Origin of the sequence: Streptomyces sp. Wb2n-11 (genome assembly GCF_001049855.1) — a bacterium.
In the GTDB taxonomy this organism is placed as follows: domain Bacteria; phylum Actinomycetota; class Actinomycetes; order Streptomycetales; family Streptomycetaceae; genus Streptomyces; species Streptomyces altiplanensis.
On the sequence record NZ_CVPB01000001.1, the window covers coordinates 7,497,355 to 7,519,861 of the forward strand.

2 protein-coding genes and 2 pseudogenes are annotated in these 22,507 nt (G+C 71.0%); all 4 read left to right on the plus strand.

The genetic code is table 11. From position 1 onward, the window contains the following. Positions 1–16 precede the first annotated feature (16 nt). The gene (locus tag BN1555_RS34150) at positions 17–11,479 is read left to right on the plus strand and encodes an SDR family NAD(P)-dependent oxidoreductase (RefSeq protein WP_093803007.1); all 11,463 of its coding nucleotides are present in this window, start codon (positions 17–19) and stop codon (positions 11,477–11,479) included. Between the two features lie 157 nt (positions 11,480–11,636). Beyond that, positions 11,637–12,815 (plus strand): annotated as a pseudogene (locus tag BN1555_RS34155) (phosphopantetheine-binding protein); the annotation flags it as partial. Between the two features lie 158 nt (positions 12,816–12,973). Beyond that, a pseudogene (locus BN1555_RS40995) lies at positions 12,974–14,443 on the plus strand (beta-ketoacyl synthase N-terminal-like domain-containing protein); the annotation flags it as partial. 173 nt (positions 14,444–14,616) lie between these two features. Continuing rightward, positions 14,617–21,924 carry an SDR family NAD(P)-dependent oxidoreductase gene (locus tag BN1555_RS34165; RefSeq protein WP_093803010.1) on the plus strand — a complete coding sequence of 2,436 codons (7,308 nt, stop codon included), beginning with the start codon at positions 14,617–14,619 and terminating at the stop codon, positions 21,922–21,924. Positions 21,925–22,507: the final 583 nt, after the last annotated feature.

The window sequence follows — 22,507 nt, forward strand, 5'->3', positions numbered from 1 at the left end:
ATCGCTGCTGGCAGACGTGGTGACCGGCCGGCAGCTCTCGGGACGTTCGGCCTTCGTCACCGGCGGTAGCCGCGGTCTCGGGGCGGCCCTGGTCCAGGCGCTGGCCATCGCCGGCTGCACGGTGCACGCGGCCTTCCACCACAGCAGGGCCGAGGCCGAGGCTCTGGTCGCAGCCCTGGGGCGGGACGGCAGCAGGGTCCGCCTTCATCGGGGCGATGTGGCCGATGAGCGTTGGTGCGCCGAGACACGGAAGGCCATCGAGGCCGAGTACGGCCCGGTGGACCTGCTCTTTTTGAACGCGGGGCCCGCGGCGCAGGCATGGGACCTCCATACGGCCGCTGTGCCCAGGGCTGTCGACCATGTCCGCCGTGCGGTGCAGCTGGCCCAGGCTCCGCTCGCCGCTTTCGCGGACGGCCTTGCGGCCCGCGGCGGACGTGTGGTGGCCATCTCCTCCGCGTACGTTACGGTGCCGCACCGTGGCCTGTCGCACTACATCGCCGCGAAGCACGCGGTGGAGGGCCTGGTGCGGGCGAGCGCGGTGGAGTACCCGGGCACGGCTGTGTCCATCGTCAGACCAGCCCGGCTGGCCACCACTTTTGCGGACAGCGTCGCCAGCGCGCACGATGCTCTGCCCGTCGAGCCGGTGGCGGCGGCGATCGTGCGCCATGCCGCGCAGAGCGAACCGGGTTCCGTGGAGGTACTGGAGGACTTCGCCGCAACGGGTCGCCGCCCGGCGGAGGATCCCGCCGGGGCAACCGGTGCGATGACGCCGTTAGGTGTGCTGGCAGTGGCCGGAACTTTCACCACCGACCCACTGCGCGCGGTACTTGCTCACTGGAGCGACCGGTTGGGGCTGGACCTCGATGTTCGTCTCACTCCTTACAACCAGGTATTCCAGGAGCTCCTCGACCCGACGAGTACCTTCGCCTCCAACCGGCGCGGCTGCAACCTCGCCCTGGTGCGTCTGGAGGACTGGCCGTCCGGCCCGGACAGGCGCCGCACCCTGGACGATTTCGTGACGGCCGCCGTCGAGGCGGCCGGGCGGGGTTCGGTGCCTCTGGTGGTCGCGCTGTGCCCGGCCTCTCCCGCTGCCCAGGCGCGAAGTGGTCCGGAACTCGAGGCGGCCGAAAGCCACTTGCGTGCCGCCCTCGAAGGGACGACAGGGCTTCACGTCTTGGGGAGCGCGGACTGGAGCGGCGTGTACCCCGTTCCGAAGCACCATGACGCCGCACGTGAGGAGCATGCGCACATCCCCTACACGCCGACTGCCTGTGCAGCGTTGGGCACGGCCGTGATGCGCAAGATCCACTCTCTGCTCGCTCCCCCTTTCAAAGTGCTGGTACTGGACTGCGACAACACGCTCTGGAGCGGAGTGTGCGGCGAGGAGGGCCCTCTGGGCGTCGGTATGGGCCCGGGGCGCCGACGGCTCCAGGAGTGGGCGGTGGAGCTGCACGACCGGGGCGTGCTGCTCTGCCTGGCGAGCAAGAACGAGGAGGAGGATGTCGACGCGGTGTTCCGGCAGCGGCCCGATATGCCGCTGAAACCGGAGCATGTCGCCGCACGTCGGGTGAACTGGGATCCCAAGCCCAAGAATCTCGTGGCCCTCGCCCAGGAACTCGGGCTCGGCCTCGGCAGCATGGTCTTCCTGGACGACAATCCCGTGGAGACAGCTGCAGTCCGGGCCGCCCATCCAGAGGTGCTCGCCCTGACACTGCCGCAGAACGAGGCGGACCTCCCGAACTTCCTGGACCGGGTCTGGGCCTTCGACCGCGACGACGTCACCGCCGAGGACCGGCAGCGCACCGCCATGTACCGGCTGGGACGCAGACGTGAGGCGCTGCGCCACTCGTCGGGGACGCTGGCGGAGTTCGTCGCCGGACTGGATCTGCGGATCGACACGCACGAGGTACGTGAGGACGAACTCGCGCGGGTCGCTCAGCTCACCCAGCGCACGAACCAGTTCAACCTCAACACGGTCCGCCGGTCCGAACCCGAACTGCGGGCGCTGCTGAAGGAGGGGGCCCGCTGCTGGGTGGCCGAGGTCAGCGACCGGTTCGGGGACTACGGGCTCGTCGGCGCGGCTGTCACCCGAGTGGACACGGAGGCTGTGGTCCTCGACTCCTTCCTGATGAGCTGCCGCGTACTCGGGCGCGGTGTCGAGCACGCCTTCCTCGCCGCCGTCGCGACCGCGGAATCCGGTGAAGGCGCTCCCGTGACGATGGAGGCCGTGCAGCGGCCGACAGCCAAGAACCGTCCCGCCCGTCTCTTCTTCGACAGCGCGATGGGACCGGGCACACGCCACCCGGAGTCCGGAGACGGAGCGGTCATCCACCGGACGCCCCTGGAAGAGCTCGCGCGGCTGGTATTCCGCCCCGACGGTGGTGAGGGAAGCGGCGACGGCCACGACGCCACCGACCCCGGTTCGGCGGATCCGATGCGGGCGGAGTCCCCACTGCAGCTCGGCGCTCCGGAGCGCGTCGCGGCCCTGACTGCGCTCGCCACCGACCTCACGGATGCCCAGGAACTGCACCGAGCCGTCAACGGAGTCCCCGTTTCCGCTGGGCCGACAAAGGCGGGTGACGGCGGCTCGACGCTCGACGTCGTACGCGACGTGCTCGCCGGACTGCTTGCGGTGCCGAACTCCGAGTTGCGCCACGACACCACCCTCGACTCACTGCGGCTGGAGTCGTTGCAGATCGTCGACGCCACCGTGGCTCTGGAGGAGAGGTACGGCCGACTGCCGAGGACCCTCTTCTTCGAGCACCGGACCCTGGGTTCCCTCGCCGCCGCCGTCAAGCCCGCACCTTCGGACGCTGTCCCCGCCCTGTCACCCGTGCGGGCCGACATGCCCGTCGACAGGCCCGCACCGCAGACGCCGGCGGAGACTCGTCCTGATGACGACAGCGTCGCCGTGGTCGGGATCGCGGGACGCTACCCCGGCGCGGAGGACATCACTCAGCTCTGGCGCAACCTCGTGGAGGGCGCCGAATCGGTGGGAGACGTGTCCGAGCGCTGGGACCGGACGGACGTGACCGATCCGAACGGCGGGCCCGACAGGACCTACTCGTCCGCGGGCGGGCTCATCGAGGGTGTCGACGAGTTCGACTCCCTGTTCTTCAACATCGCGCCCAGCGAGGCGGAGACGATGGACCCGCAGCAGCGGATCTTCCTCCAAGTCGCCTACCACGCCCTGGAGGACGCCGGGCACACCGCGGCGAGCCTCGGGCCTGACGTCGGGGTCTACGTCGCCTCCATGGGGCCCGACTACGCCGTGCTCAGCGCCAACGCCGCGCTCGCCGGTCTCAGCCGGTACCCGAACACCGACCTGTACCAGATCGCCAACCGGGTGTCCTACTTCCTCGATCTCACGGGACCTAGCATCGCGGTCGACACGGCTTGTTCCGGCTCCGGCGTCGCGCTGACGCTCGCGTGCGACGCGCTACGCTCCGGCAGTGCGACCGCCGCGATCGCCGGTGGAGTCAACCTGATCCTGCACCCCGCACGCCGCATCCAGTACGCGCAGCTGGGCATGGTCTCCCGCTCAGGCCGATGCCGGCCCTTCGGAGCAGGCGCCGACGGTATGGTCACCAGCGAGGGTGTCGGCGCGGTGGTCCTGCGCCCACTGCGAGCGGCGCTGGCCGACGGCGATCACATCTACGGCGTCATCAGGTCCGTGGGAACCAACAGCGGCGGCCGGACGAACGGGTTCACCGTTCCCAGCCCGGAAGCCCAGGCGTCCCTCATCACCGACACCCTCCGGCGGGCGGACATCGATCCCGCGACGGTCGGATATGTCGAGGCACACGGAACGGGCACGCCGCTCGGCGACCCCATCGAGATCCGCGGTCTCACCAAGGGGTTCGGAGCGAACCTGCCGAGCATGGCCACCCCGATCGGAAGCATCAAGGGAAACATCGGCCACACGGAGGCCACGGCAGCCGTAGCCGGGCTCACCAAGGTGCTGCTGCAACTGAAGCACCGCACACTCGTGCCGTCCCTCCACGCTGCCGAGCTCAATCCCGACATCGACTTCGCCGACACGCCGTTCCTGGTGCAGCAGACCGCGGCCGAGTGGAAGGCCGGACCGCACGCCGGACCGCGCCGCGCGGCGCTCAGCTCCTTCGGCGCCGGTGGAGTGAACGTCCACATGGTCGTGGAGGAGGCACCGTCACCCGACCGTACCGGCGTCGCGTCCGAGGCCGGCAACGAACTTTTGGTGCTTTCCGCACACGACGACGAGCAGCTTCGCCTGATGACCGGTCGCCTGGCCTCCTGGCTGCGAGGCCCCGGCGAGCACGTGCCGCTCGCGAATGTCGCCCACACCCTGCGTCTGGGCCGTGCCGAGTTGAGCATGCGCCTCGCGATGACGACCGGCGACCGGCAGACGCTGCTGACCACTCTCGACCGTCTCGCGGAGCCGGGCCGCCCGCTCGCCGATGCAGCGCGGGACGTCGGCGTGAGCCATGGCCGCGTCGGCGCTGACGGGGGCCTCGCGGACGTCTTCGATGGCACCAGCCGCATGGCGGAGGTGCTGCGGACCATGGGAGGACGCGGTGACCTCGCCCGGCTCGGCCGACTGTGGTGCGAGGGGGCAGCCGTCGACTGGAAGGACGCCCTGCCCGAAAGCGGACGGCGTCGGGTCCCGCTGCCCGGCTACCCGTTCCGGCGAACACGCCACTGGTTGCGAACGCCGCCGACGACGGCGAGCTCGGACCCGGCCTCACCGGACATCACCGGGTCAGTGACGTACCACGTCCCGGAGTGGGTAACGGAACCCGCTGTCCCGCCCTCCACCCCGGAGGGTGTCGCGGTGGTGGTCATCGGCGGCGACCCGGCGTGGGGCGAGGCAGCCGACCGGATGGTGGCCGATGTTGCGGATGTCCCCGCGATCCAGGACGACGGCCGGCACCTGGTCGTCGTGGACCGGCGGGGCGTCGATGTCCCACGTCCTTCGAACGAACGAGGAGCGGCACGCGAGACCGAGGCTCTGCGCACCTTGGTCCGGCTGGCCGACGACGGACGCCGGGTGACCTGCGTCCAGGTGTCCCGTGCCAGCGAGCAGGACCCGCTCGGCGCTGTCGTCCCCGGCTTCGGAAGGGCACTGGCCCAGGAGGTACCGGGCTTCAGAGCGGTGCGGGTCGAGATCGTCGAAGGTACGGAGGAGCCGGAGCCGGCCCGCGTGCTCGCCGAGGTCGCGCACGGATCGACCGAGGTGCGTTTCCACGGTGCGCACCGGCAGGTACGGCGGTGGGAGCCGGTGCCCGTTCAGCTCGGGGGCCGCTCCGTCTTCGTGCGGGGCGGCCACTACCTCATCACCGGAGGGAGCGGCGGCATCGCCGCTCTGCTGACCGCCCATCTCGCCGAACGGCATGGAGCATCGGTGACCCTGGTGGGGCGCTCGGCTCCGACGACAGGCACGGAGCAGTTGCGTGACCGGGTACGTGCATGCGGCGGAGATCTCCTGTACCTGCGGGCCGACGTCACCGACGCTTCCGAGGTGGTGAAGGCGCTCGACTCCGCCCGTGAGCACCACGGGCCCCTCCGCGGGGTGATCCATGCGGCGGGCGTCCTGCTCGATGGGCCCGCGCGCGGTAGGACGGACGCGGAGACAGCGGCCGTACTCGCTCCCAAGGTCACGGGCACGACCGTGCTCGACGCGGCGACCGCTGACGACGAGCTGGACTTCTTCCTGGCCATGTCCTCGTTCGTCGGCACCTTCGGCAACGCGGGGCAGGCCGCCTACTGCGCGGGCAACCGGTTCCTCGACGCGTTCGCCGAACACCGCACGGAGCGTGTGGAAAGAGGCGAACGGCACGGCCGTTCGATCTCGGCCGTGTGGCCACTGTGGGAGGAGGGCGGCATGGAGATGCCGCCCGCAGTCCGTCGGCTGACCGCCACGACGGTCGGTCTGACCGCGATCGCCACACCGGCGGCCCTGCGAGCCCTCGAGGACGCCCTGCGCCTGGGCCGCCCCACGGTGCTGATCGGCTGTGGTGACCAGCAGCGCATCGGTTCCGCGCTCAAGGCGCTGGAGCCGACCGCTGCCGCCGTCGGCCGGAGCACCGGCCCCGTCCTGGAAGCGAAGGACCCCGGCGCGGACGTGCGCGCCCGGCTGTGTGACCGGCTCCGCCGCGAAGCGGCCGACCTGGCGGGGATCCCGTACGCACAGGTGGACACGGCATCCGAGTTCGGTGACTACGGCTTCAACTCCATGCTGTTCACCGACTTCACGAACCGGCTCAACGAGCAGTTCCAGTTGACTCTCACGCCCGTGGTCTTCTATCAGGCGCCCACGATCGATGCGCTGGTGACGGAACTGCTCAGCCGTTACCGGGACCGGGTGGCGGAGTCCGTGCCCCTGAGCGGAGCGCCCGCAGGGAGCCGCGCGACCAACGGCAGCACACGGTCCCTGCTCCGGCACGGCAGGTCGGAAGCCGACGGGGTGCGGTCCTCGGCGGTCGCGGTGATCGGGATGTCCGGCCGGTTCCCGGGCGCCGCGGACCTCGACAGCTACTGGGCCCAGCTCATGGCCGGTCGTGACCTGGTCTCCAAGGCCTCTCCGGGGCGGTTCGGCGACCTGCGCCCCATGGGCGGGTTTCTTGACGACGTCCTGGCCTTCGACGCCGGGTTCTTCGGCATCTCCCCACGCGAAGCGCGGTTGATGGACCCCCAGCAGCGCTTGTTCCTGGAGGAGGCGTGGCACGCCCTGGAGGACGCGGGCTACGCCCCCCGCGCCCTGGCGGGCAGCAGAACCGGTGTGTTCGTGGGAGCGACCCTCTCCGACTACACGGAGCTGCTGTCCCGGCACGCCGAGCCCGTGGCGGCCCACAGTGTCACCGGGCACGTCCAGAGCATCATCGCCAACCGCCTTTCCCATGTGCTGGATCTCCATGGCCCCAGTGAGGTGCTCGACACAGCGTGTTCCAGCTCGCTGACCGCGCTTCACCGGGCGCTGAGCGCACTCCGAGCCGGGGAGTGCGAGCTCGCGGTGGCCGGCGGAGTCAACGTGCTGTTCTCTCCTCAGTGGTTCGCGTCGCTCGAAGCGGCGGGCATGCTCTCGGCCAGCGGCCGCTGCTGGACCTTCGACGAAAGGGCCGACGGGTTCGTCCGCGGTGAGGGCGTAGGCGTCGTGGTCCTCAAACCGCTGGACATGGCGCTCCGGGACGGGGACGACATCCGCGCGGTCATCAGAGGCAGTGCCGTCAACCACGGTGGCAGGGCGCATTCTCTGACCGCCCCCAATCCGGAGGCCCAGGCCGACGTGATCGCCACGGCCTTGGACCGGTCGGGCGTCACCCCCCGATCCGTGTCGTACATCGAGACCCACGGCACAGGCACGAAACTCGGCGACCCGATCGAGGTCGCCGGGCTGACCAAGGCGTTCGCCGGGCTCGACGCTGTCCCCGACGCTCCCTGGTGCCATCTGGGAGCGGTGAAGGGGAACGTGGGCCACCTGGAGTCCGCCGCCGGCATGGCAGGTCTCCTCAAGGTTCTCCTGGCATTGCGCCACCGCACTCTCCCTCCGAACGCGGTGGGGGAGCGGCCCAACCACCATCTGGACCTCGCGGGCGGACCGTTCCGGGTGCTCACGGAAGCCCACGCATGGCGTCCGGTGGACGACACGGGGGCCCAGCTGCCGCTCCGGGCCGGAGTGAGCGCCTTCGGGTTCGGTGGGGCCAACGCGCACGTGGTCGTCGAGGAGCCGCCTTCGCGCCCGCATCCCGAGGCCGACGCCGGCCCCCACGACCAAGACGGTGCCGAGCACCTGATCGTGCTCTCCGCTACCGATACCGACCGTCTCGGCGAGTACGTACGGCGACTGCGATCCTCCGTCGCACGTACCGGTCACTCCCTGGCCGATCTCGCCCACACCTCCCGGACGGCCCGCGGCGCGTTGCCGGTCCGGCTCGCCGCCGTGGCTTCCGACCGGCATCAGCTGCTGGGACAACTGGACGCCTATCTCGCGGGGGACACGGCGCACGGCCTGTACACCGGCAGTGACGGGAAGCGGAGTGCTCCGGGAACCTGCGCGGTACATCGGGACGCGCTGGCCTGGGTGGCCGGCGGGCTCGTCGGCGCCGCGGCCGATCCGGCCCGGCGCCGGGTTGCCTTCCCGGTCTACCCCTTCGACCACTCGACCACGTACGGACCGGCGCCGGACGGAGAGGACGACATGACGCCCGCGACGGCTTCGTCAGCGGACCGGGCGGCGTACGTGCCCCGCCTGATGGCCCGGCAGTGGATGTCGGCACCCGCCACCCCCGCGCCGCTCGACGGGCGCCCTCTCTGTCTGCTTCTGGTCGGCCACGAGGCTGGAGTCTCCTTCACCGAGGACCTCGCCGGCTTCGATCATGTGCGATGGGTGGTCGTCCGCGAACCTTCCGTGCTACCGCCCCTGGTACCTCACCAGTACGAGATGGAGTTCGGGGAGTACGAGGCGGGTCTTCGGATCGCGGACGACATCCTGTCGTGCCACGGTCCACTGCACAGCGTGATCGACCTGGCCGACGTGTCAGGTGCGGCTCTGCCGAACCGTGAGAACGGACGCGTCGGGCTGCTCCAGAGACTCCTGGCGGACGATCGTGTCGGTGAACCGCGCCTGGTTCATGTGCGGCGGCAGGTCGGGGCCGGGACGCGACACCAGCTCCCGGACGCAGGGGTGGGAGGAGCCAGGTTCGCCGCTCTGGCAAGGGCGATCGGAGCCGAGTACGGTGCCGTCCGCACGGTCACGGTCGAAGCCGACGACAGCCTCGACGGCCTGGAGAGCCTCCTCGGCCTGGCACTCCGCGAGGTCGTGACCGCCGGTGAGGAACCTGAGATCCGCTTCCACAACGGTGTTCGCGAGGTGCCTCGGTTCACGCCGATCGAGGTTCCCCCGTCCGGCGGGACCGACACGCTGGGCACGTTCGTCATCTCCGCCGAGAGGCCCTACGTCATCACGGGAGGCACCGGGGGCCTCGGTCTGGCCGTGGCCGAGCTCCTCGTTGAACGGGGTGCGCGCAAGCTGGTCCTCGCCGGACGCAGGGAACTGCCTCCTCGGCACCGCTGGACCGGCGCGCCCCCGGACGCCTGGTGGGCGGACCGGGTCGCGGCGATCCAGCGCCTGGAGAGCGCGGGCGCCGAGGTCCTGCTCCACAGTGGCCCGCTCACCGACCCCGCGGCGGTGGACAGTTTCTTGGCAGACGTACGCGGTCGGTTCGGCCGGCCGGCAGGCGTGCTCCACTGCGCCGGCTCGGTGGCGCCCACACCCGCCTTCGTGCGGAAGCCGCTGCACGAGATCCTGGCGTGCTGGGAACCGAAGGGGGCCGGTCTGGTAGAGCTCGACCGTGCGCTGGCCGAGGACGAACCGGACTTCGTCGTGCTGTATTCGTCGCTCTCCGCTGTCATCCCCTCGTTGGCCGTCGGCCTGAGCGACTATGCCAGCGCCAATGCCGCGCTCGACGCCTACGCGGCCTACGCGGCGCGCCGTGAAATCGCGCGGGGGACGCGTACCCGCTGGCTCGCCATCGACTGGGGCAGCTGGGCGGGAGCAGGAATGGGCGAGGTCACCAGCCCCCGCTACCGCGAACTCGGACTCTCCGCGCTGACCCGGGACCAGGGCCTCGCCCTGCTCGACTCGGCGCTCTCCACGACCGGACACACCAGCCTCGTCGCCGTAGCGGCCCGAGCGGAGGCGACTGATTTGCTGTCAGCGGCCAGTGGCGGGCGACCCGCTCCGTCCGACACCCTCACGGGGGAGGGCCTGCGGGCCTCCGGCGACGTCTCGGCGCATCCCGGAGAGCTGAGGAGCAGCTGCGCGAGCCACATCACCGACGTGCTCGCGGAAACGCTGCTGCTCGACCGCGGCAGGATCCGGCCGGACGCCGCATTCGCGGATCTCGGCGTCGACTCCATCCTGATCGCCGGCATCGTCAGTGCTCTGGAGCCGCTGGCCGGAACGCCGTTGGAGCCGTCCGTCGTCCTTGAACACCCCAGCGTCTCGCGGCTGGCCGACCACCTGTGCGAGCGGTACCCCGAAGGCATCGCCCGCTGGGCCCGCACCGCGTCGGGTACGCCCGACACCGCGTCGGGTACGCCCGACACCGCGTCGGGTACGCCCGACACCGCGTCGGGTACGCCCGACACCGCGTCGGGTACGCCCGACACCGCGTCGGGTACGCCCGACACCGCGTCGGCCGTACCCCCGGTCGGCGCCCCGGCGGGCACCGCGCCGACGGCCATGCCGCTCGCGGTCATCGGCATGGCCGGCCGCTTCCCGGGCGCTGCCACGACGGCGGACTTCTGGGACCTGTTGCGCCAGGGTCGCTCCGGTGTACGCGAGGTTCCCCGATCGCGCTGGGACGTAGCCACTCTGTACTCACCGGAGCATCGCGACGGCCGAAGCATTAGCAAGTGGGGCGGTTTCCTGGAAGGCATCGAGGACTTCGACGCCGGCTACTTCGGGATACCGGAGAAGGACGCGGCCCATGTCGATCCGTTGACGCGACTGTTCCTGGAGGTGGCCGAGGAGACGTTCGCGGACGCGGGATACCGGAGCGACGAACTGGCCGGCAGGCGCGTCGGAGTATTCGTCGGGTCGGGCACGAGTTCCTACGGCTCACGGATCGTGGTTCCCCACAGAGCTACGGCCACCGGGCTCAACCAGAACTTCATCGGCGCCCACCTGGCCCACTTCCGAGATCTGCGGGGCCCCAACCTGGTCGTCGACACCGCTTGCTCCTCCTCGCTCACCAGCCTTCATCTGGCCCGGCAGGCACTGCAACTGGGCGAGTGCGAGATGGCTCTCGTGGGCGGTGCTGACCTGATCCTCGACGAGACCGCCTACCTGTCGCTCAGCGCGTCGCGCGCGCTGTCCCCGGACGGCGCCTGCCGGGTCTTCGATGCCGGGGCCAACGGCTTCGTGCCGGGGGAGGGTGCGGGGGCCGTGCTGGTCAAGCCCCTGGACCGGGCGCTGTCGGACGGTGACCGGATTCTGGCTGTCGTCGAAGCCACGGCCATGAACAACGACGGCCGCACCATGGGACTGACGACGCCGAACCCCGAGGCGCAGCAGGCAGTGGTCCGTGACGCGCTCGCCAAGGCGGGGGCGGACGCCGCGAGTGTGTCGTACGTGGAGGCACACGGCACCGGCACCATGATCGGTGACCCGATCGAGCTGAAAGCGCTCACCGGCGTATTCGGCGAGTTCACGACGGAGCGGGGGTTCTGCGGCGTCGGCAGTGTGAAGTCGAACGTGGGCCACCTGCTGATGGCCGCAGGAATGGCGAGTCTGCACAAGGTCGTGCTCTCCGTCGTGCACCGGGCCCTGCCACCGACCCTGCACTGCGAACGGCCGAACCCCCGGTTCGCCTTCGACGCGTCCCCCTTCCGTCTGCAGACGGAACTGGGGAGTGGCACCCCCGTCACGGGATCAGGCGCGCAGGCATCAGCGCCTTCGGCTTCGGCGGCACCAACTGCCATGCCCTGGTGCGTGAACTGACGCAGAGCGAAAGCAGCGCTCACACGGTGACGCGTGAGCCCCTGCCCGCCCCGGTGTTCCGCCGGAGGCGCCATTGGGTCGAACGGCCTACGGGCACGAGCCCCCAGCCCGCACACCGGCCCCGTCCTTTGCTTCAGCTGGAGGAACTGATCTAGCCATGGCGGACATACGAAGCTCGGACCGTTCCGAGGACATCCTGCGCTCTCTCGCCGACCGTCGGGCGGCCACGACCGTCACCGCCGCGGACGACGCGGTACGCGATCACCTCGTGCACGACGTGCCCGTGTTGCCCGGCGTGTTCCTCCTCGACCTGGTGCTGCGCGTGGTGCGTCAGTCGGGTGTGGATCCGGCCCGTGTGGAACTGCGGCGGATCACCTTCCTCGCCCCGGTTCTTGGAACCGGGGCCGGACGCCGGATCGAGGTACGGATCGGCCGGACCGACGAAGGCGCGGCCCTGCCCGTCACCGTCCGAAGCCGTCCCCTCGGCCCGGGTGAGGAATGGGAGACCAACTGCCGTGCGGAGCTCCATCCGGCCGACCCGGACCTGCTGGAACGGAGCATCGACCCCGGCCGTGTCACGTCCCGGGCCACCCGCGTGGTCGGAGTCGACGAGCTCTACGGTTTCGCACGCCAACTCGACATCGTGCACCGGGGCTTTATGAAGGCATCCGGTGTCGTGCACGTGGGCAGGGACCACGCGCTGGCGGAGATGCGGCTCGCCGCCGAGGCGGGTCCCTACCTGAGCCAGTTCCACGCCCACCCGGCCGTGCTCGACTTCGCCACCCTGGTTCCCCTGTTGCTCTTCCAGGAGACTCAACGCTCAGCCGCCGACCACGCCTTCATCCCTCTGTACGTGGACTCCTTCCACGCCACGGGCGGAATCGGCCCCGAAAACCTCGTCCACGTTCCCGGCCCGGTCGGCGGGCGGCTCGACGCGGACCTGTTCGAGGCCGACCTGGAGATCTGCTCGCCCGACGGCCGGATCGTCGCACGGCTGGGTGGCTTCCGAGCCAAGCGCGTCCGTTCCGCAGACCTGATCACCGGCCGGCGCGGACCGGTCGTGGGGAGTCGCCCCGGCGTCGAGCCGGTACGGGCCCCGGAATCCGCCGGGCACTCGTCCCCCGACAGCCGCGCGACGGGCCTGCGGGAGACCATCGCCATGCTCGTGGCGGCGAAGCTCGGTCGTGACGCGGACGACGTCGACCCCGAACTGGGCTTCTACGACCTCGGCCTGACCTCGCTGGACCTGCTGGACATCGCCGGCTCCTTGGAGGACGGCCTGGGCACGCAGCTCTACCCGACCCTGCTGTTCGAGTACCCGACCGTCAGCGCGCTCGTGGACCACCTGCGGGGGGCGGGCACGAAACGGTCGTGGGGGAGGCGTGGGCATCCGCGCCGGCCACCAGCGCGGTCCCGGACCGGGCGACGCCCGCCCCGTCCGTCCCGTGGGCGGCGGACGTGTCGGCGCACCCGGACGGCGGGCCCCTCGCCGTTGTGGGCCTGGCGGGCCGGTACCCGGGTGCCGCAACCGCCGAGGACCTGTGGGGCGTACTGCGCGAGGGCGCCGATCATGTCACCGGGATTCCGGCCGACCGCTGGGACCACACCCCCTACTTCGACGAGCGGGGGAAGACCCCGGGGCGCGGCTACGGCAAGTGGGGCGCCTTCTGCGACGGCGCAGCCGACTTCGACGCCCCGTTCTTCCACCTCGCAGACGCATCGGCCGCGGCGATGGACCCGCACGAGCGTCTGTTCCTCCAGACGGCCTGGGAGGCGCTGGAGGACGCCGGGCACACTCCGGAGAGCCTGGCGGCGCAGACCGACGCCGCGGTCGGGGTGTTCGCCGGCGCTATGTGGAACGACTACCAGTTGAACGGTCTCGACCGGCTGCGGCAGGGTGGCTCCGAGGTCGTCGGCTCCTGGTCGTCCGCGCTCACCAACCGGGTCTCCTACACCTTCGACTTCAAGGGTCCCAGCCTGACCGTGGACACCGCCTGCTCGGCCGCGCTCACGGCGCTGCACCTCGCGATCGCCAGCATCCGGCGGGGCGAATGCCGGGCGGCCGTCGTGGGAGGGGTCAACCTCTCCCTCCATCCGTACAAGTACCTCCGCCTCGGCGACCTCGGACTGCTTTCCCCCACCGGCCGGTGCAGGCCGTTCGGCAAGGGTGCCGACGGTTACGTGCCCGGGGAGGGCGTGGGAGCCGTCGTCATCCGCCCGCTCGCCGACGCGCTCGCCTCCGGAGACCACGTCCACGGTCTGATCCGCGGCTCCGCCCTCAGGCACAGCGGCCGGACCGGGGGATACGCGGTGCCCAGCCCCGATGCCCAGGCCCGCGTCGTCTCGGCGGCACTGGCCGACGCCGGCGTACAGGCCGGCACCATCGGCTACGTGGAGGCACACGCCAGCAGCACCGCGCTGGGCGACCGGATCGAGGTCGAAGCACTCACCTCCGTGTACGGGCAGCAGCACGGCGTCGAACCCGGCTCGTGTGCCATCGGTTCGGTGAAGGGCGGCATCGGCCACCTGGAAGCCGCCGCGGGAATGGCCGGGCTGACCAAACTGCTGCTGGCCCTGAGGCACCGGACGCTCCTCGCGAGCCCCGACATCGGTGAGCCGAATCCGGACATCCAGTTCGAGAAGACCCCGTTCTACCTTCCGGAGCGACACGAGCCCTGGCCTGCCCCGGTCGATCCCGCGACCGGGGCCACCGTGCCGCGGCGCGCCGCGCTGAGCGCCTTCGGCGCGGGTGGAGCCAACGTTCACGTCATCATCGAGGAATTCGAGCAGGCATCTGCGGCCGGTGCCCCGAGCATTCGGTCGCCGCGCGCCGTGCCCCTGTCGGCGCAGACCGAAGAACAGGTGCGGCAACAGGCGGGGAGGCTCGCGACACACCTGCGCTCGCGACCCGACCTCGGGCTGGACGAGGTGGCCCACACCCTGCGGACCGGCCGTCGGCCGATGGAACACCGGTTCGCCGTCGTCGTGTCGGACTGCGGCGAACTGGCCGAGGCACTGGAGGACTTCGCTCAGGGCCGCCGCCTCCGGCCGGCGGCCCGCACCGGCCGCGTGCGGTCCGGGGGGAGCACTCCTTCCGTCCCTTCCGGCGCACTGGACGAAGCCACACTGGCGGAGCGATGGACCTCCGGCGCCACGATGGGCTGGCCGGTCATCGACGGAGCCGTTCGAGTACCGCTGCCCACCTACCCGTTCGCCCGCAGAAGGTACTGGATCGGGGGCGCGGACCTGCAGGCTCCACCGGCCCCCGCCCTCCCCGCCGCACCCTCGGCACTTCCGTCCGACGCGATGCTCTACGCTCCCGGTGGCTGCCCGCCGCGCTTCCCACCGACACCCCCGGCCCCTTCGCCGACGCCGTGGTCCTCGCCTTCGACACGGACGACACACGCATCGCCGGACTGCGGTCGTTGTGCGGCCGGGTGGTGCAGGTACGGCCCGGCATGGCCTACGCGCGCGTCGCTCGGGACACCTACGAGATCCAGCCGGGCGACGAGGAGCACTACCGAGCCCTCGCATCCGAACTGCGTGCGGAGGGCAGCGAGCCCGCGGCGGCCCTGCACCTGTGGGCGTTGGGGGCACCGGCGGCTTCCCGGACGGAGGATGTCGGCGGACTCCTCTCCGTACTGCGCCTCTGCCGCGCCTGGGCACTCGGCCGCACCGGCCCGCTGGCCATGGTCTACGGCTACGCGTGCGAGGAGGAGAGCCCCGCGAACGCGGCGGTCGGCGGGTTCGCCCGCAGCGTCCGCCTGGAGCAGCCCAAGCTCGCGCTGAAGACGGTGGGCTTCGACACCGGCCGGGCGAGCGCCGCCACCGTGCTCGCGGAGGCGGCCGACGCGCTTGCCGACAGCGCCGCCGGCCCGGCTTGGACCGGCGTCGAATCGCGCCACACCGCAGAGGGCCGTACGGTCCTCGGCTTCGTCCCGATGTCCTCAGCCCTTCCGGATGACCGGGATACGGGGCACCTGCCCCTCGCCCGGCCCGGTGGCACCTACCTGATCAGCGGGGGCGCGGGGGCTCTCGGCCTGCACACCGCACGGCTTCTGGCGCGGACGGCGGAAGTGTCCATTGCCCTGATCGGGCGGTCGGCCGCCGGAGCGGACACCGACGCCGCGGTGGCGGAGCTGAAGGTGCTCGGAGCCCGCGCGCTCTACGTGAGTGCCGACCTCACCGACCGGGACGCCACCGTCGAGGCCGTCCGCACGGTCACCGAACGCCTCGGCGCTCTGACCGGCGTCATCCACGCGGCGGGGGTCGTGGACGACGCCCTGCTCGTCAACAAGGCGACCACTTCCCTCGTGAAGGTGCTCGACCCCAAGGTGCGGGGCACGGTCCATCTTGATGCCGCGACCAGCGATCAGCGACTCGACTACTTCCTTCTCTACTCCTCCGTCGCCGCGGTCCTCGGCAACGCCGGCGCCACGGACTACGCCGCGGCCAACCGGTATCTGGACTCCTTCGCGGCATGGCGTGACCGGCTCCGGCACACGGGCCGCCGCTCGGGGCGCACCCTCGCCGTCAACTGGCCGCTGTGGCGCGACGGCGGGATGCACATCGACCCCGTGGTCCGGGACCGCGTGCTGGCCCGCACCGGCTCACGCCCGCTGGAGACGGAGGAAGGGCTGGCGGCCCTGAAGAGAGCCCTCGCGTCCGACGAGACCCAGGTCGTCGTACTCTGCGGCGAGCGGAACCGGCTGGAGAGGCACCTGGGCGTCATCACACCGCCCGAGGGCCCGCCGGAGCCGACCGGAGCCGACCGGAGCGACGAACCGGCCGCGGCGGCGATGGCGTACGTCGGCGAGCTGGTGGCAGACCTGCTCCGTGAGGCCGGCGCGGCGCCTGCCGGTGGCCATCTCGCCGACACCGGGTTCATGGAGCTCGGCCTGTCGTCCGTTCAGATCGTCGATCTGGTGCAGCGACTCTCCGATCAGCTCTCCGTCGACATCCAACCGACCGTGCTGTTCCGGCACACAGACGTCCGCAGCCTCGCGCGGTACCTGGCCGACGAGCACCCCGGAGCCGTGGCGGATCTCCTCGCCGCGGGGACTGGCGCACAGGAGGCGACGGAGCGTCAGGCCGATGGCCGGCCCCCCTTGGTCACACGTCCCGTCCCGGGGCCGGGCGATCAGCCGATAGCGATCATCGGCATGGCCGGACGCTTTCCCGGCTCCGTCGGCACATCGGAACTCTGGACGCATCTCGTGCGGGGACACGACCTGGTGACCGAGGTCCCCGCCGACCGCTGGGACCACCGGCTCTACCACGACCCGACAGGCACCCGCCCCTCCGGCACCGACTGCGGCCACGGAGCCTTCCTCGACGACGTCGCGCGCTTCGACGCCCGTTTCTTCGGGGTGCCGCGTGCCGAGGCCGAAGGCATGGACCCGCAGTCCCGGCTTCTGCTGGAGGTCCTGTACGAGGCGGCGGAGGACGCGGGGGTCGCGGGTGTCCTGCGGGGGTCCGCCACCGGCATGTTCGTCGGCCGGTGCTTCAGCGACTACGACCAGGAGATGGCCGCTCGCGGCCGGTTGCCAGGGGCCCACGACGTCACCGGGACCTCGGTCTCCATGGCCGCCAACCGGGCTTCGTACGCCTTTGATCTCACCGGCCCCAGTATGGTCGTCGACACTGCCTGCTCCTCGTCCCTGTACGCGTTGCACCTCGCGGTGAACGCGTTGCGTCGCGGTGAGTGCGAGATGGCCTACGCCGCCGGCACCAATCTGATTCTCAGCCCGCAGCACTACCTCCGTAGTTCCGCACTGGGCGCGCTGTCCCCTTCGGGACGCTGCCACACGTTCGACGCGCGCGCCGACGGATACGTGCCGGGGGAGGCGGTAACCGCGGTGATGCTCAAACCGCTCGACCGGGCGATCGCGGACGGTGACCCCGTGCACGCGGTGATCAGGGCCGTGGCCGTCAACCACGGCGGCAGCGCCGCGTCCGTCACCGCTCCTCATCCCGCCCGGCAGGCCGCTCTGCTGCTCAGCGCCTGGAAAGAGGCGGGAATCGCCCCGGAGACCCTCACCTACTTGGAGGCCCACGGCACCGGAACCAGTCTCGGAGACCCCGTGGAGGTCGAGGCCGCCGCAGCGGCCCTGCGCCAGCACACCGGCAGGACGGGCTTCTGCGCGCTCGGATCGGCCAAGGCGCATCTGGGCCATACGGAAGGAGCCGCCGGTCTCGTTGGGGTGGTGAAGACCGTGCTGTCCATGCGGCACGGCGTCATCCCCGCCATGCCGTCCTTCGAGACCCCCAACCCGTACTGCAACCTGGACGACAGTCCGCTGTTCATCAACACCCAAGCCATGACGTGGGAGCCGGCAGCTGGTGCGCCGCGCCGGGCGGGGGTGAGTTCCTTCGGCTTCGGCGGCGCCTACGCACACGCGGTGATCGAGGAGCCGCCCGCCCGGAACGTGCCCGGGCCGAGCCGCGGGCCCCTGCTGTTTCCGTTCTCGGCACGGGACGAGCGGGCTCTGCGCGAACTCGTCCGCAGACACCGGGACTTCCTCGCTGATCACCCCGGCATACGGGCGGACCGGGTCGCCGTCACGCTGTGCCGCGGTCGCGAGGAGATGGAATGCCGCATCGCGGCGCTCGCGGACTCGCTGCCGGTCCTGCTGCAACGACTGGACGCGTATCTCGATACCGAGACCTCGACGCGGCGTCTTTACGACGACGACCTCGTGCGCTCTCGTCACCCCGAGTTGGCGGAGGCGGCGCGACAGTGGACCGACGGGCTGTCGGCACTGCCTTTGACGCCGGGTGCGGACGACCTGCCTCGTCTCTCCCTGCCCACTTATCCCTTCACGGGAGAGCGGTACTGGTTCGAAGAGGATCCAGCCCCGGGTCCGCACGCCGACGCCGATCGGCCCGGGCCGTCCGGAGACGACGGCGCCGCTCCTGTGGTGAGCGCGGCCCGGGACTTCGTCCTCCGCAGCGGTTTCTCCGGAGACCGTGCGTCCCGGGGCATGGACCGTCTCGATGATCTCCTGCGGTCGTGGAGCCGTCATCTCCTGAGTGAGGGCCCCCAGGGCAGCGCGCCCACGGCGGCACGCCTGCGGGAACGGCTCGGGGACGAAGAGCGGTACGGAAGGCTGGCCGACGCTCTGGCGTCCATGATCGGTCGAGCTCCGTCCCGCCCGGGACCCCGGTACGGGACACCTGAGGAGACGGACAGGCTGCACGCCGAGGCCGCCTCCCTCGCGGCCGACCATCCCGAACTGAAGCCCTGGGTCGACCTGGTGACCGTGTGTGTCCCCCGGCTCCCCGAGATGCTCACCGGCGAGACGGACCCGCTGGACGTCTTCTTCGCGGATGACAACCCGGATCTGCTGCTGAGGATCTACGACGGCAACGCGGTCGCCGACCACCACAACGAGATCGTCGCCCGGATCGTGTCAGGTCAGGCACGCGCGCTGCGCGAGGGCCGGGCCGGGCAGCCGGTCCGGCTGCTGGAGATCGGTGGTGGCACCGGTGGCACCACACGGCGCCTCCTCGACGAGCTGGGCGACCTGGGAGCCGCGGTGCGCTACACCTTCACCGACGTCTCTCCGGGGTTTCTGCCCGCGGCCCGAGGTCGGTTCGCCGGGACGCCGGTCACCTTCGAGTGCCGTGTACTCGATTTGGACAGCGACCCCGAATCACAGGGATTCGAGCCGGGAAGCATGGACATCGTGATCGCGGCCAACTCGGTGCACGCGACCAGGGACATGGCCGGGAGCTTGGCCCGTATCCGACGTCTGCTCGCCCCGGGCGGGATCGTCGTGCTGGAGGAGCTGGTCCGCAACCGGGACTGCATGACGGCGATGATCGGAGCACTGCCCGGCTACTGGTCCAGCGTCGATCCGGAGGTCAGGCTTCCGCACTCCCCGTTCCTGGACGTCGCCGGATGGCGCCGGGCCATGGCTGAACAGGGCTTCGGACGCACCTGGGCTCTGGGCTCGCCCGACCTCGACGAGTCCGCGTTCGACAACGCCGTCCTGATCGGCGAGGTCCGAACGGACCTTCCACACGGAGATCTCGCCACGACTGCGGCCGCGGCATCGGCGCAGGCTGTCGGGAAACGGTCCTCCGGTGTCGTCCGGCCGGTCGGCACACCGAAGACGATGCCTTCGGCCGATGCCCCGCCGGTCACCGAGGACTCCTCGGCCACAACCGGTGCCACCGCGGTCCGCGTCCGACTGCGGGGGATCTTCGCCCGCTTCTTCGGCAGGGCCGAGGAGGACGTCGATTCCGCCGTACCCTTCGACGACTACGGCATGGACTCCCTCAGCGCCATCCAGCTGGTGCGCATGCTCGAACCCGAGTTCGGCAAGCTTCCCAAGGTCCTGCTGTACGAGCACTCGTCGATCGACTCCCTCGCGGAGTACCTGTCCGTTCACGCTCCCGGCCCGAACCCGCGGGCCGAGCCCGGGGAGAACGCCCGCCCGGCCGGCACCGACTCGCCGGTCCGACAGCCCGCACAGTCGGAACGGCCGGTACCGACCGCGGCCACCTCGCCGCCTTCCCCGTCGACCGATCCGATCGCCATCGTGGGAATGGCGGGACGCTTCGCCGAGTCCCCTGATCTGACGGCCTGGTGGCGGAACCTCCGGGACGGGGTCCATCTCGTGTCGGAGATTCCGGCGGAGCGCTTCGACTGGCGGGAGTTCTTCGGCGACCCGCACCGCGAGGAGGGGAAGGTGAACAGCCGCTGGGGCTCCTTCATCGACGGCGTCGACCGGTTCGACGCGGAGTTCTTCGGCATGACGCCGCTGGAGGCCGAGCTGATGGACCCGCAGCAGCGGATCATGCTGGAGACGGCGTGGAAGGCCGTGGAGGACTCCGGCCACCGGCCGTCGGAGGTCCGCGGGAGCCGCACAGGGGTCTTCGTGGGGGCCACTTCGCGCGACTACGACTGGCAGTTGCAGCGCGCCGGCAGGCACCGCGAGGGCCACGTCGTGAGCGGCAGTGGTCACTGCCTTATAGCCAACCGCGTGTCGTACCAGCTCGACCTCCGCGGACCGAGCGAGGCCGTGGACACCGCCTGCTCCAGTTCCCTGACCGCACTGCACCGCGGAGTGCGCGCCGTACAGACCGGAGAGTGCGATGCGGCGATCGTCGGAGGCGTGCACCTCTTCCTCACCCCGGACCTGTTCGTCGCGCTCGGCCAGCTGGGGATCCTCTCGCCGGACGGCCGGTGCGCGGCCTTCGACCGCCGGGCCAACGGCATGGTCCGGGGCGAGGGAGCCGTCGCGGTCGTGATCAAACCCCTGTCCAAGGCGCTCGCGGACGGTGACACGGTCTACGCGCTGGTGCGGGGCAGCGGTGTCTCCCACGGAGGCGGAGACCGTAAGGACTCCTTGATGATGCCCAGCCCAACGGCACAGGCCGACCTGATCGCATCCGTCTACCGAGGGGCGGGGATCGACCCGCGCTCGATCAGCTACATCGAGGCTCATGGCACCGGCACCGAGGTCGGCGATCCGATCGAAGTCCGCGGACTGCGCAAGGCGTTCGCCGAGGTGACCGGTGCCGCGGAGACCGGCGCGGTGCGCCCGTGGTGCGCGCTGGGAACGGTCAAGTCGAACGTGGGGCACACCGAGGCCGCAGCTGGTCTCACCGGAGTGGTCAAGACCGTCCTCGCGATGCGGAACGAAATGTTGCCGCCGACGCTCCACTTCACCGAGGCCAATCCCCTGCTCGACCTGGAGGGGAGCCCCTTCAGCGTCGTGGACCGGCTGACGCCGTGGGAGGCATCGGAGGCCCCGCGCCGCGCCGGCGTGAGCGCCTTCGGACTGGGTGGGACCAACGCCCACGTACTCCTGGAGGATCATCCGCAGCAGAGCCGGCCCACCGTCGCGGAAACCGGGCGGCAGCACGTCGTTCCTCTGTCGGCGCGCACCGGTGAGCGCCTCTCGGCGTATGTGCGGAACCTGCACGACTTCCTCCGGGACCGGCAGGCGGACGGGCCGGCTCCGCTCCTGCTGGAGGACATCGCCTACACGCTGACCGTGGGGCGGGACTCCATGGGCCGGCGTCTGGCGCTCGTCGCCTCCACCACGGAGGAACTCCTTACTCTGCTGCGGGCACACCTCGATGGCGTGGCCGACGCGGGCATCATCACCGGTCCACCCGAGGATTCCGGCCCGGCCAAGAGCGCGGCTGCGGAGCCGGCGACGGAATCCGAACCGCACGCGGACGCGCGACGGTGGGTGGCCGACGGAACGCCGTTGCGGCCGCTGCCGGGTCGTCGCGTTCCGCTTCCGACGTATCCGTTCGCGGCGCAGCGGCACTGGGTGGACGCACCGGATTCGCGGGTGGTCGCCGAGCCGTGCACCGACATCGCGCCGAAGCCGGACGAAGTGCCCCTGCCCGAGGTACTCCGGGCGCTCAGCGAGGGCCGCATCTCCGTCGAGCAGGCCGAACAGTCCATGGAAGGTGTGTTGTGAAGCAGCAGGAGTCCAGGCGGCGCATCCTCGAACAGGTCCGGAGCGGCGAACTGTCCGTGGCTGAGGCCACGGCCCTCATCGGCCCCGGAGCCGATCGTGAGCGCGGCGACCTCAGGTGCTTCAGCCCGGGATGGGAGCTGGGAGAGCCGCTCGCACCGCTCCGCTCGATCGCGGGGGGCTCCACGGTGGTGGTCGTCGACCACACCGATGGCGAGCCTCCGGCGGTGTCCCCACCGCCCGGAGCGGTCGTGGTCCACGCGACGAGGGAGGAAGGCTTTCACCGCGAAAGCGGGTCCCTCTACCGCGTGGGCGTGCTCGACGACGCGGGCTGGAGCCGCCTCTGGCGCGAGTCGGTCGCGCGGGGAACCACTCCCGAGCGCGTCGTGATCGTCACGGGCGCCGGGCCCGACCGCTGTCTGGACGTCGTGTATCCGGTACTGCGGACCCTCATCCGGGAACGGGTGGGCGAACAGCTCGCGTTGGCGTGCGTCGCTGTTGGTCGGGACCGTGACCTGTCCGCCGACGCGCTCGGCGGCCTGTGCGGCATCGCGGCCCTGGAGGACCGGCGGTTGCACATGGTCTC